Source organism: Rhizobium sp. 01T437 (genome assembly GCF_056398505.1).
On sequence record NZ_JBFTPM010000023.1, the window covers coordinates 65,100 to 77,504 of the forward strand.

General features: G+C 58.6%; 14 protein-coding genes. 4 read left to right on the forward strand and 10 right to left on the reverse strand.

The window, feature by feature from the left end; all coding sequences use genetic code 11:
• Positions 1 to 39: 39 nt before the first annotated feature.
• A complete protein-coding gene (melA, locus tag AC1DM5_RS31020) occupies positions 40 to 1,506 on the reverse strand; it encodes an alpha-galactosidase (protein ID WP_477818854.1) in 1,467 nt (488 codons plus the stop codon).
• Between the two features lie 213 nt (positions 1,507 to 1,719).
• On the opposite strand from melA, the gene AC1DM5_RS31025 reads away from it, so the two are divergent.
• Together AC1DM5_RS31025 and AC1DM5_RS31030 are read left to right on the forward strand one after the other, a co-directional pair.
• Entirely contained in the window at positions 1,720 to 2,595 is an 876-nt protein-coding gene (locus AC1DM5_RS31025; RefSeq protein ID WP_007816893.1) for an AraC family transcriptional regulator, read from the forward strand.
• 146 nt (positions 2,596 to 2,741) lie between these two features.
• Positions 2,742 to 3,770, forward strand: a complete 1,029-nt coding sequence (locus AC1DM5_RS31030; RefSeq protein WP_477818855.1) for a zinc transporter ZntB — start codon at positions 2,742 to 2,744, stop codon at positions 3,768 to 3,770.
• A 127-nt stretch (positions 3,771 to 3,897) separates the two neighbouring features.
• Here AC1DM5_RS31030 and AC1DM5_RS31035 read toward each other — a convergent pair whose 3' ends face one another.
• From AC1DM5_RS31035 to AC1DM5_RS31065, 7 genes are all read right to left on the reverse strand, one after another.
• Entirely contained in the window at positions 3,898 to 4,677 is a 780-nt protein-coding gene (locus tag AC1DM5_RS31035) for a molybdopterin-binding protein (protein ID WP_477818856.1), read from the reverse strand.
• Complete coding sequence (locus tag AC1DM5_RS31040; RefSeq protein WP_477818900.1) at positions 4,674 to 5,501, reverse strand: cytochrome b/b6 domain-containing protein; 828 nt, start codon at positions 5,499 to 5,501, stop codon at positions 4,674 to 4,676. Before AC1DM5_RS31040 ends, AC1DM5_RS31035 begins: the two co-directional genes overlap by 4 nt.
• 128 nt (positions 5,502 to 5,629) lie before the next feature.
• A complete protein-coding gene (locus AC1DM5_RS31045) occupies positions 5,630 to 6,232 on the reverse strand; it encodes a hypothetical protein (RefSeq protein WP_477818901.1) in 603 nt (200 codons plus the stop codon).
• Between the two features lie 121 nt (positions 6,233 to 6,353).
• Positions 6,354 to 6,935, reverse strand: coding sequence for a TetR/AcrR family transcriptional regulator (locus tag AC1DM5_RS31050; protein ID WP_477818902.1), 582 nt, complete (start codon positions 6,933 to 6,935; stop codon positions 6,354 to 6,356).
• Between the two features lie 50 nt (positions 6,936 to 6,985).
• Complete coding sequence (locus AC1DM5_RS31055; RefSeq protein WP_477818857.1) at positions 6,986 to 7,600, reverse strand: LysE family translocator; 615 nt, start codon at positions 7,598 to 7,600, stop codon at positions 6,986 to 6,988.
• A gap of 247 nt (positions 7,601 to 7,847) precedes the next feature.
• A complete protein-coding gene (gene flgD / locus AC1DM5_RS31060) occupies positions 7,848 to 8,282 on the reverse strand; it encodes a flagellar hook assembly protein FlgD (protein ID WP_477818858.1) in 435 nt (144 codons plus the stop codon).
• A 445-nt stretch (positions 8,283 to 8,727) separates the two neighbouring features.
• Entirely contained in the window at positions 8,728 to 9,021 is a 294-nt protein-coding gene (locus AC1DM5_RS31065; protein WP_477818859.1) for a DUF2934 domain-containing protein, read from the reverse strand.
• A 61-nt stretch (positions 9,022 to 9,082) separates the two neighbouring features.
• Between AC1DM5_RS31065 and AC1DM5_RS31070 the strand changes: the two genes are divergently transcribed.
• On the forward strand, positions 9,083 to 9,409 hold the full coding sequence (locus AC1DM5_RS31070) for an efflux RND transporter permease subunit (protein WP_477818860.1): 327 nt from the start codon (positions 9,083 to 9,085) through the stop codon (positions 9,407 to 9,409).
• Between the two features lie 20 nt (positions 9,410 to 9,429).
• Here AC1DM5_RS31070 and AC1DM5_RS31075 read toward each other — a convergent pair whose 3' ends face one another.
• Entirely contained in the window at positions 9,430 to 10,713 is a 1,284-nt protein-coding gene (locus tag AC1DM5_RS31075) for a cystathionine gamma-synthase family protein (RefSeq protein WP_477818861.1), read from the reverse strand.
• Positions 10,714 to 10,885: 172 nt separating this feature from the next.
• Positions 10,886 to 11,572, reverse strand: coding sequence for a dimethylsulfonioproprionate lyase family protein (locus AC1DM5_RS31080; RefSeq protein ID WP_477818862.1), 687 nt, complete (start codon positions 11,570 to 11,572; stop codon positions 10,886 to 10,888).
• Positions 11,573 to 11,970: 398 nt separating this feature from the next.
• Here AC1DM5_RS31080 and AC1DM5_RS31085 point away from each other — a divergent pair, with 398 nt between their 5' ends.
• Entirely contained in the window at positions 11,971 to 12,402 is a 432-nt protein-coding gene (locus AC1DM5_RS31085) for a helix-turn-helix domain-containing protein (RefSeq protein WP_477818863.1), read from the forward strand.
• Positions 12,403 to 12,405: the final 3 nt, after the last annotated feature.

Consider the following 12,405-nt stretch of genomic DNA (forward strand, 5'->3'; position numbering starts at 1 on the left):
TCCTCCCGAAGAGCCGCCGCAGCCTCCCTCACCCTGACTTTAGACGGCCTGCTTCAGCGCTGCCTTTTCAACGCGAAGCTCCTCGATTGAGCGGACATTGCGGCGCGCGGCCCCTTCCCACTCTCTCGTCTTGACCTTGGAATTGGCCAGCCGCTCCTTGGCGGCAGGCACAGCATGCGCATATTGCGGAAGCCAGCGAGCCTGGGCAACGACCATTTCGTCGACCATCTGCCAGACCTCTTCCGGCGTCGAGACGGCACCGACCAGCGGATCGTGCAGCACGGCGAGCTTCAGGAGATCGATATCGCCGGAAATCGCTGCATGCACCGACATGCGCTGGACGTTGATCGACGAGATGCAGGTCGCAGCACATGCTTCCGGAATGGTGATGCCGGAGACCATGTTGATGCCGAAGCGATCGACGAAGCCGGGTGACTCGATGATGGCATCGGATGGCAGGTTGGTGATGACGCCGGTATTCTTGACGTTGAAGTGACCGCGATAGACGCGTCCGGTTTCCAGCGCCTCGAGAATGTGGCTGGCATGCTCGTTGGAGCGCTTGGCCGGATCGATCGGCTTTTCGGCCGAAGCGAGGAATTGCGGGAATTCCGTCTCGAACCAGTTGCGGGTCTCGGTCGAGTGACGCAGATAGCCGCCAGTCTCGCCATGGATCCAGTCTGACATGTCGATCCAGCGGGTAATTTCCTCCGGCCGCTTGCGATACCAGGGCAGATATTCGGAGAGGTGGCCGTTGCTTTCAGTCGAGTAGACACCGAAGCGTTTCAGCACGTCGATGCGCAGCTTTTCCTGCTGCGAATAGACCGGATGCGCCTCGAAGGCGGCGATCAGCTCGTCCTTGCCGATCCTGCGGCCGTTGAGACGCAGATCGACGAACCAGGTTTGATGATTGATGCCCGAGCAGATGTAGTCGAGTTCGCTCTGTGACTTGGCGCCGAGCACTTCGGCAATCTGTTCGGCGCCATGCTGGACCCCGTGGCAGAGGCCGACCGTATCGACCTTGCCATATTCGATAGCCGCCCAGGTGTTCATCGCCATCGGGTTGGCATAGTTTAGGAACTTCGCACCCGGTGCAGCGACCTCACGGATATCCTTGCAGAAGTCGAGAATGACGGGGATATTGCGCTGGCCGTAGAGAATGCCGCCGGCGCAGATCGTATCGCCGACACACTGGTCGATGCCGTATTTCAGGGGAATTCTGATATCATCGGCATAGGCTTCGAGCCCGCCGACACGTACGCAGCTGATGACATAACGCGCACCTTCCAGCGCCTTGCGACGATCCGTCGTCGCCGTCACCTTCGTCGGCAGCTTGTTTGCCTCGACGATCTTGTCGAGAATTGCCTTGATCATCTGGAGGTTATGTTCGCTGAGGTCGGTCAACGCGAATTCAATGTCCTTGAATTCCGGCACGCACAGAATGTCCGTGAACAGCTTCTTGGTGAAGCCGACGCTGCCTGCTCCGATAATAGCGATTTTGAAACTCATATCCTTCACCTCGATCCGATCAAATGCTAGGTAGAAAGACAGCTAAGGAGGCTAGGCGGCATGCTTGCGCATACCGTCTGAAAATACCGGAAAATGGTGCCTGTATTCCTCCCGGCCGTTCTTTCGACCGCGATCTCTTCCTCTTGTGGAAAAGGATTATGCGCATATTCGCAGGAGCGGCCAGAGAAGGATTATGCTTTCGAGGGTAATTTTGTGCTGCAGGATTTGATCGCCAACGGACAGTCGATGAGAACCGTTTCGCTGCCGCGCGGACGCCAGCGCCTGCATGCGATGCCGACAAGCGCCGGTTACGAGGTGCGTGAAAACGAGACCTATGATTGGGATGGCAGAAAGCGTGGCCTGACGCCCTTCACGGTACTGCAGCATACGATCAGCGGCACCGGCCGCCTGCGCTACCAGAACCGCAACTACAAGCTCCAGAGCGGCGACACGATGATGGTGCTCGTGCCGCACAATCACCGCTACTGGCTGGAAAAGGGCGAGCGCTGGGAATATTTCTGGATCTCAATGAACGGCGAAGAAACGCTGCGCATCCACAAAATGGTGCTGGCGCTCGCCGGTCCGGTCCTGAAGCTGCAGCAATCGACCATCGATCATCTGGCGGACTGCAGCCTGCGCCTCGTCAAAGGTGCAAACACGCCAGGTTCGGCCTCGGCGGTGGCCTACGAAGCCGCCATGGCGCTCTATGATGACATCTTCGGCGCCTCCGCCTCCATGGCCGAACAAAGCGCCATGCAACCGGTGACCGACCATATCAACGCCAATCTGGAAAAACCGCTGCCGGTCAGCGAGCTTGCAGCGATCGTTGGCCTCAGCCGCGCCCACTTCTCGCGCAGCTTTGCCGAAAGCGAAGGCGTGCCGCCCGCCGAATATGTGCTGCAGCAGCGCCTGCAGCGCGCCGCAAAATTGTTGACCAAGGCGGATTTCCTGCCGGTCAAGGAAGTCTCAATCATGTGCGGCTTCGAAGACGCCAATTACTTCGCCAAGGTCTTCCGGCGCGTCTATGGCATCACGCCGACCGAATTTCGCACGACCGGCATGTATGCGAGCATCGGCCGCGGCCGGTAAAAGATCGCACCGATCTGACCATCCCGAGATTTTACAACGCCGCAGCTTTGTTCTCAGGACACTGACCATCTTGCCGCTTGACAGCGACTCGCTAAGCTATTGCTCTGCGCTTACGGGAGGTAGACTTTGGCAGCTGGAGGTTACTCATGCGCGAGCAGGTGGTGAGCGTCGCAAGTTACGGCGTCGAGCCGGGTTTGCGTTTCGCCGTGCTTCTTGACGGCAACGGCGGCTGTCGCACCCTCGACATGGAAGCAGTGCGCCGGTGGACGCCGGATGATGGCGTCATCTGGCTGCATTTCGAACGTGATCATCCGGCCGCTGCCGAATGGGTGACGACGAGAGGCGGCTTCGATCCACTCGTTGCCGAAGCCTTATTGGAGGAGGAAACGCGCCCGCGCGTTGAAGCCATCGATGACGGGCTGCTGATCATTCTTCGCGGCGTCTGTGCCGCACCGCCGGAAGAGGCGGAAGCCAGGTCGGCGGAAATCGATCTCGTTCCCCTTCACGTATGGGCCGATCAGCGCCGGCTGGTGACCCTGCGCGACAGCGGCCACTATATAACCGCCTTGCGCGATATTCGCCTTGCGCTCGACAAGGGCAAAGGCCCAAAACAGACGGGGGAGCTCCTCGCTCTCGTCAGCGAAAAGCTGGTCCGCGACCTTGAGCCGGTGCTCGACACGATGGACGAAGAGGTCGACGAGCTGGATGAGTTGATCTTTCACGGCGAAGCCAGCGAAGTCCGCGAGCGGCTGAAGCAGCTTCGCCGCCGCTCCGTGCAGCTTCGGCGCTATCTCGCCCCTCAGCGCGACGCCCTGAACCGTATCGAGCATGACGATGCCCCGTGGCTGAAGGAGCGCGACAAACTGCGTTTCCGCGAGGTCATCGACAAGCTGATGCGCTTCATCGAATATCTCGACGCCATCCGCGACCGCACCGGCATTCTTCATGACGACCTGTCCACGGTCATCAGTGAGCGGATTGCCCGCAATTCCAACCGCCTCGCCGCACTCGCCGCTCTGCTGCTGCCGCCAAGCGTGGTGGCCGGCCTTTTCGGCATGAATGTTGGCGGGATCCCTGGTGTCAACGATACCTGGGCTTTCATCATCATCGTTGCCTTCGTCGCGATCACGTCCGTCGCAACGCTGATGGTCCTCAAGCGGATCAACTGGCTTTGAGTGGCTGAAGGCAAAGATCCGACGTCGCCCTTCCGGACGGTTTCAACACAAGACGATCATCGTACGAGGGCAAGGGCTCACATGCTCATTGTCAGATCTCCTTGCGTGCAGGCTGAATTCAGATCGCTCAGATCCCCGCGTACCACTCGTAGCCGCGGTCTTCCCAGAAACCGCCATTGCCGCCCCATAGGCTGGCAAAGCTGTCGACGATCTGAATGCGCATGATGTACTTGGCCTGCTTGTAGCCGAGTTGCCGTTCGACCCGCAGACGCAGCGGCGCACCGTGTCCAACGGTCAGATCCTTCCCGTTCATCTGATAGGCAAGGATGGTCTGCGGATGGAACGCGTCGATGAGGTCGATGCTCTCATAGTAGCGGCCACTTCCATCGAGTGTCTTCTCCAACTCGTCGGCGCAGTGAAAGACTGCAAATCGCGCGTTCGGCCTCAGTCCTGCCGAGCTTAAGACAGCCCCAAGCGGTACGCCCGTCCATTTCCCGATCGCGCTCCACCCCTCGACACAGTCGTGACGGGTGATCTGGGTGCGAGCCGGAAGCCTCTTAAGGTCAATGAGGGAGAATTCCTGGGGCCGATCGACGAGACCGTCGATCTTCAATCGCCAGTTCGCGAATTTGCCTTCGGCGAACTCGGCATAGTCCTCGCCATCTGGCGCGCTCGTGCCGTTCACCCTGAAAGACGGAGAAATGTCCGTTTCGGCAAATTCGCGGGCGAGAGCATCGCGGCCCTGCAGCAGTCTTTGTGCCTTCATCGTCAGATTTTCGGCCGAGCGGATAACGCTGCCCACAGCCGTATTCTGTTCCAGTATGTCGCAGCCGGCGAGCGTGAGTGCAGAGGCGCCGAGCGTGCTGCCGATCAGAAAACGCCTGCGGGTCAGGAAGCTACGCGTCATGAATGTGGACCTTTCTCTCTGATGGCATAGCGACCCGTGATCATCGAGCGCATGTTGTTCCAGGTTCCCGACAGCACGACCATCGCCACATGCACGAGCACGAAGAGCACGAGAAGCGTTGCGGTCATGAAGTGGATCGTGCGCGCCGACTGACGCCCACCGAATACATCCACCAGGCTCGGCACGATGGCATCGAAGCCGGGGGACATAGTCAGGCCGGTCAGCAACATCGTCGGCAGCAGGATGACGATCACAGCGAGGTAGGTGAGCTTTTGGAGCACGTTATAGTGCCTTGCTTGTTCGCCTTCCGGGAAACGCAGACGCGCGTGGTCGAGCATTTCTTGCCACAGATGACGCGGGGAAAGGTCCCTGCGCGCCGGGGCCAGGTCACGTCGAAAATGGCCGGTCAGCACGCCAAAGCCGAGATAAAAAATGCCGTTGACGAGAAATAGCCAGGCAAAGAAGAAGTGCCAGCGGCGGCCGGTTGCGAGATCCTGAAACGACGGAATGGTCGCCCAGGCCGGAAACGCCCGCGGCGTCGGATCTCCCTCAAAGGTCGAGACGCCCAGGACACCGGTCGTCGGCACCTCGACACCTGCGATCCGGACGAAACCGCTGATATCGTCGCCCTGTCCGCTCGAGCCGATCGTCAGGACAGACGGATCCCCGTCTGCGCCATAGTGCCCCCAGTAAAGTTCGGGATGAGCGTTGAAAATCTGCAATCCGCTCAAGAGCAGGACGCTCAGGCAGACCACGTTCAGCCAGTGCGTCAGCCGCGTGACCAGGGAATGACGATGGATCATCTGGGTCCGGGGATATTGCATATTGTCGTTGTCGGGACTGTCGCTCACGGATGCGGCCCTCCGGTCCGGCTGGATTGTTGCTTGTTGCAATGAGGAGTTGGATGCCGCCGGTCGGCCAATGGGCGGAAGCTGACCGGCGGCGACGTGGCTCACATGGGGGGCACCACGCCATTCTTGCCAACGATAACGCGATGCGCGACTGTCCCGCTCGAAGCCTTCTCAGTCGGGATGAACACGACCGCTCCTGCGACCAGGTCCTCCTTGGTCGCCGGGGCGATGGTCACGACCGGCGTACCGTCCGGAATGGAGATCTTCTTTTCGTTGCCGTGGTAGGACACGGTAACGGTGCGCCCGTCGACGTCCTTGACCGCATCGGCGACGGTGGCATTGGTCATGCTGCTGTTCGGCTTGAGGTCCCAGCCGAAGCTTCCCTCGCCGGCCCCCCTGAGTGCAGGCGGAAAGATCAGAACTTCAAGAGCGCCGTCTCCACCCTGCTCCTTCGGCAGGGAGGCGATGCCCACATAGTCTCCGGGCTTAATATCGGAGACCTTCGCGTTGGCGACACTGGCGACCTGCCAGTCGTCGGCAAGAGCGACGTCAACGGTTTCTCCCTCGCGCGTCTTCACCTTCAAGGTGGAACCGGCGAGGTTGACAACACTGCCCCGGATGTTGAGTACGGCCTTTTTTTCTTCGGCATGAGCGGACGTCGGCGAAACAAGCGTTACTGGAAGGCCAGCCAAGCCGGCGACCATGATGACTGGAAGAAGTCTGCGCAACATTTGAGGTTCCTTACCTACTAGTTGGAAGTTTCGACGACGCTGTTTTACTACGCATTTTTCCCATCGACGCGCCGCCCCGTCGCCGGGAATTAGATCAGCGCGGCCGCAGCCGCTGAAGACTTGGTTCAAGAATCAGCTCAAAGACAGCAGGCGTTCCATAGGCTCGGGCCGACAGCATTGCGCCATGAACGGTGGCCATGAAAGCCTCTGCCTCTACGCGCGCCGGGCAAGAGATCACCAGGGCTCCTTGCTGATCACCACGCTCGATGACTGATGTCAGCCATCCTGAGAGATGTTGGAAATAGGCACGCACTTCGACCGCGACCTCCAAAGGAAGGGCCGGCAGCTCGCTTGCAAGAAGCGCGCAGACACAAAAGGGACGGCTTGCATCCTCGATGCATTGGGCCCAAAAACCGGCATAGGTCTTCAGCAGCTCGAGCGGATCGCTAAACTTGTTTTCGACCTCGGCCAAGCCAGTCTCGGCGTTTGCGCGGTAGCGAGCAACAAGAGCACGCACCAAATCGACCTTGCTTGGAAAATGATGATGGATGCTGGCCTTGCGGATGCCAACAACGGCAGCGATGTCGGCATAGCTGAAACCGTTATAGCCGCCTGATACGATCAGCTTTTCCGCACTGTTCAGGATCTCGTCATAGGTATTCGGAAAATTGCTCATACGCCCTTGTCTACCTTCTAGTAGGAAGGTCGTCAACCGTGCATTCCATTCTAATTTCGGAAGGTGCCCCAAAACTGATGAACGGCGGGGTAAAGCGAGGCAATAAGCAGGATAGAAATTGTAACGTTGAAGAGCCTCAGCCTGCGCCCGATCGACAACCATCCTTTGAGAACTGTGCCCATCCATGCCCAGATCATGTTGGATCCGAGGCCGATCACTCCATAGGCAGCAGCAATTATCATTACCGAACCAGCCAGCCGATCCGGATCAAACAGGGTCACGGCCGACAATCCCGTTGCCCAGACTTTGGGATTTACAACTTGAAAGGCCGCAGCACCGACAAACGACAGGGGTCTTGCTCCTGCGGAGCTGCTTCTCGCCGGCTCGGCACTTGCTATCCTGGATGCAAGCCAAAGAAGGTAAATGACTGAGGCGATTTCAAATAATCCAGCCAGAAAGGGAACGACATCCAGAAGCGTTGTCAGACCTACGCCCATGACGAGGATTACTCCCGACACTCCTCCCGAAATTCCGAAGAGATGCGGCAACGAGCGTTCAAATCCAAAATTTGCCCCCGATGTCATGACCATAATATTGTTGGGACCGGGTGTGATGGTCGCCGTGAAAACGAACAGAAACAGCGGCAAAAGAACCTCAACGGTCATACTTTCCTTCCCAGCGGCAGAGAGCCCCTATAGCCGCATCGATCACGGCAACAAGCATGGCTGGCCGGGTGATCTCCCGTATCCTTGGCTATCTGCTCGAGGAGGAGGCGCCCGATGAGAAAGGCCCCCATGTTTTCACCGGACGCAACCGTTCAATGATTAACTTCGCAGATCTATCGGGCACTCCCTCAAGGGCTTGCCCGACATATCTTTACCGACGTGCAAAGAACCTCGATGACGGTCAGGGTCATTCGATGGCTGCAGCGCTACCGCCGCTTGGCTGCGAGAGGCTGACACCCGGCTGGACGAGAATCTTCCCGCCCTCCGTCGTCGTGGCTATGATTCCGTCGCTGTAGATTTTGACGGAAGCAATCGTCCCTTTGACCGTACCGTCTGCGCTTTCGATGTAGCTGCCGATGTAGCTGCCGGCCTGGGCAAGGTTGGAGCCTGCCAGCAGGGCATCCAGCTTCTGATTCGTCTGGATCGTCTGTTCGACCTGCGAGAAGCTGGCGAGCTGCGCCAGTTGTTGACTGGCATCCACGGGGTCGGTCGGATCCTGGTTCTTCAGTTGCGCGATGAGAAGTTGCAGGAAGTCGTCATAATTCACCATCGCCTTCTGCTGCGCGCTAGCCGCGCTACCCGCCATGGAGGCGCCGAGGCCTGTGAGAGAATTTATCGTCATAGTCGATCTCGGTTGTTTGGGTTAAATTGGAAGGCGCCTTGCAAAGTTTGGCGCCCTTACCTACTAGTCGGTAGATAATGAAGCACGTCTTCGGCATGAAGACAGTATTGGATAGGCTCAGTTCCTTGGCGCAAACGAACGACACGCCAACGATGGGGATGACGCGCAGAGTTAATGAAGCGCACAACTTGCCTACCTTCTAGTAGGTTTTCTGTCAATCCAGATTACCGCGGCCGGACGCTCCGCGTTCCTGCCACTGTCGGATGGCGGACAGCCACGTGTGGAAGAGCCCAGGTTTCCTGGCGAATTCACTTATCCACGGTGATCGGCAACCGCATTTCGGGACCTGAGTTCATGACTTCCGACAAGTGCCGCTTATCGGAAGTGATCCGTACAAACGCGTTGTACGCGCTCTAGATCGGCACATGACATCGGCCAGATCGGCTCAGTGCCTGGTGACGCTCCCGGATGCCTTGGTCGGCTTTGACGGCGGGGTTGTCGTCGGAACGCTCTGGGCACCGCCTTTAGCCTTCGTTGCGCCTTTCGGCTTCGCAGGAGCGTCAGTCGCCGCGGCCTTTCTGGAGCGAGGCTTCTTGGCAGACTGACCGTCTGTCTCGGCGCTCGCGGCGATTTCCTGAAACGCCTGCAGCCAATGCCTCAGGTCCTCGCCCTGTGGCCGACCTTCCCGTTCCCAGATCTCGTAGGCACGTTGTCTGATGCGACCCTCGTTCGATGCCATCTGTCTCTCCTGTGAAGCTGTTGCCAGGAACAATCAGATGGCGCGACGCGCCCGGAGGGCAATGGCTGCGCGCGCATTTCCCGACACCATCGAACGGAACTGTTGCCAGCACGTCTTTCGAATACCAGTTCCCATTGTGGCGTTCGTACGGAATGCTTACGAAAAAGACAGGCTATCGCCGGCCAAGAGCTCAGTTTGGGGGGCGCCGCACACCGAGGCGACCATCGAAGCCCGCGCCGAGCGGCCAGGCCCGATCATCATGACGACGCTAGCGATGGTGGCTGGCATGCTGCCGGCGGCTCTCGGCCACCGGATCGGCGTCGAGTTCAGGGCGCCGATGGCGGTCGCGGCCATCAGCGGACGGATGGTTTCAACGGTGCTCATATGATTGCGAGTTGGCGACAAGGCCTACGCTGCATTGAGCGCCAGGGTGAGATCGGCAATAAGGTCGTCTGGATGTTCGATACCGATCGACAGCCTGATCGTTGCATCAAGGACACCGATACGCTGGCGCACCTCGGCCGGCACGCCGGAATGCGTCATGGTTGCCGGATGCGACGCCAGGGATTCCGTTCCGCCAAGGCTGACGGCAAGCTTGAAGATTTTCAACGCGTTCAGAAACCGGAACGAGGCTGGCTGGCCGCCTTGGATATCGAAGGAGAATGTCGAACCAGCACCGCTGCACTGGGCCGCGAATGTCCTGCCGACGGCGGAATCGGGATCGCTGTATGGAAGGTAATGGATCGTCTCGACCTTGGGATGCTGCTTCAGGAAATCCGCCACCGCCTTCGCATTGCTGTTGGCCCGCTCCATGCGGATCTGCAGCGTTTCGAGCGAACGTCCGAGCATCCAGCATGAATGCGGATCGAGCTGAGTGCCGATGGCGCCGCGAAGCGCCTTCACCTGCTTGATGAGCGCCCGGCTGCCGAGCGCTGCCCCGGCGATCAGATCCGAATGTCCGCCGACATATTTGGTCAGCGAATAGAGGGAAATGTCTGCACCATGCTCGATCGGGCGCTGGAAGACCGGGCCGAGCAGCGTGTTATCGCAGGCGACGACAGGTGTATGGCCCTGTTTCTGACCGATCACATCGGCAATCCGTCGGATCATCGCGACGTCGACAAGGCTATTGGTCGGGTTTGCGGGCGTCTCAACGAGGATGACCGAGACGCGGCCCTTGGCCATTGCCTCCTCGGCCGCGGCCTTTACCGAGACTTCGCTGACACCATCGGCAAAACCGACGGCGGAAACGCCAAAATTGAGGAAGGTTTTCGCAAGCAATGTTTCCGTCCCGCCATAAAGCGGCTGTGAGTGGAGGATGGCATCCCCCGGACGGACGAAGGCAAGCAGGACCGTGGCGATGGCGGACATGCCAGACGAAAACACCGCGCCGCTCTCGGCCCGCTCGTAGACCGCCAGACGATCTTCGATGATCTCGCTGTTTGGATGATTGAAGCGCGAATAAACGAGGCCGGCCCCCTTGCCTTCGGGTGGCTCTTTCCGACCGGAGACATAATCGAAGAAGTCGCGACCGTCTTCGGCGGAGTTGAAAACGAACGTGGACGTCAGGAAGACGGGCGGCTTGACCGCTCCTTCGGAGAGTTCCGGATCATAGCCATAGTTCAGCATCTGGGTTTCCGGATGCAGGGGATGATTGCCGATATGGGTTCTTGGAGGATGCGGTGCGGTCATGGAACGTCTCCCTCAATTAGCGGCTTCCTGACATCAATGTGCCTTCGCCTTGCTATTATCTGGAGCGCTGCAGCGACAGAGAAACACCCGTTGGCAGATGGCCAGGTAAATTTGCTGAATTGAACGGCCTGGCGCGCGAGGTGTGCAGGTTCGGATGCGCCAGCGTTCGCTATCACCTTCCGATCTCTTCAACGTGACACCAGACCGCAAGAAGCGGAGTGGTGGTGCAACGCATGGCAAATGACTGTCCCGCTTCAGCAGCAAAGACGCCGCCTATCCCGGTCGAAAACCAGCTCTCTCCGGCTATTGAAAGTTCGCAGGGAGAAAGCAGCAGGAAAGCCCGCGAAAACCGCTGCACGTGATCCGGAAAACGGCTGTAGGGCTCCATGTAGGTAAGGCCGACCCGGATATCCGCCCGGTCTTCCAAACCGCCTGGGCCAACAATCACGCTGTGTGCATGGGCCCTCTCAAAATTCAGGCTGGCAAATGGTCCACTTCTGCCTCTGATCCATACGAGCGAGTCAGCGAGGCGCCAAACGCTCTGCGCGACCTCGGCGTAGATGTCTCGAGCGGCGATTGCATTTTGAAGCGCGGCCTCAAGGCCGGAAGGGATTCCGGTATCGTGGAGCCGCTTGTCGCGTAGCGTTCCCGTGCGCTCAAGCTTTTGAAAGACTTTGCCCGCGACAAAGCTCGCCATCGTCGAAGCCGATGGATGCAGCATCGCGCGGGCCAGCAAGTTCAGGAAATTGTCGAGCTCCACCGGGCGCTCCGCGGCGCCTCGTTCGCGCAGCCTGTGTTTCACCGGCTCTTTCTCATCGGTGATGAGGAGATCTGCGTCTCGTTTGATTGTCCTGCCCATGACCTTCTCCGTGCAGAACCTTCCCTACAGTGCCCAATCCAGATCCGGCAAGGCCTCTGATCAATCTGCCCCCAGAGCCCGATAGCAAGCGAAGTTTATCTGCAAATGAACTTCAGGCACCTTTCATCCGCATTATCCAGCGAGAAAACGCCTCGGCTCTCCTCGTTCGAAAGCGGACCAGGGAAAGCTTTTCCCAGGCCTTGCGGTTTTCCAAGCCGATCCTTTTACTCTCATGCTTTATTCGGGCATTACCAATCGAATGATTCTGATACAGAAAATCTAAGTTTCAGCAAAATGTTACTAGCGTCGCAGCGCTGATCACGAAAATTATTATATTACTTTCGGTTGCATTTTGACGCAAACCTCGCAATGATCATCCGAGACCGGAGGTTCCAGCCATGAAGGCCAAGTCGCCCACATCGATCGATGCCTATGTCGGCAGCAGAGTGCGGGCGCGCCGCAAGCTGCTCAGGCTATCGCAGGTCGGACTTGCCGAACAGATCGGCGTCACCTTCCAGCAGATCCAGAAGTATGAAAAAGGCATAAATCGCATTGGCGCGAGCCGGCTGCAAACGATCGCCGAGACATTGGGCGTACCCGTTCAGTTCTTCTTCGAAAATGACACCGAGCCGACCACCTATAACCTTGTCAGCAACGGCAGGGATGATCTGAATGCGTTTTTGGCGTCGAAGGATGCCCAAGCCCTCAATCGCGCCTTCATGGCGATCGAGAGCCCGGCTATCCGGCAGAAACTCGTCGCCCTTGCCAAGAGCCTGGCCAGGAACACCCACCCAGATATCGACGTCATTCATCCAGAAACCGGCGCCTGAGGG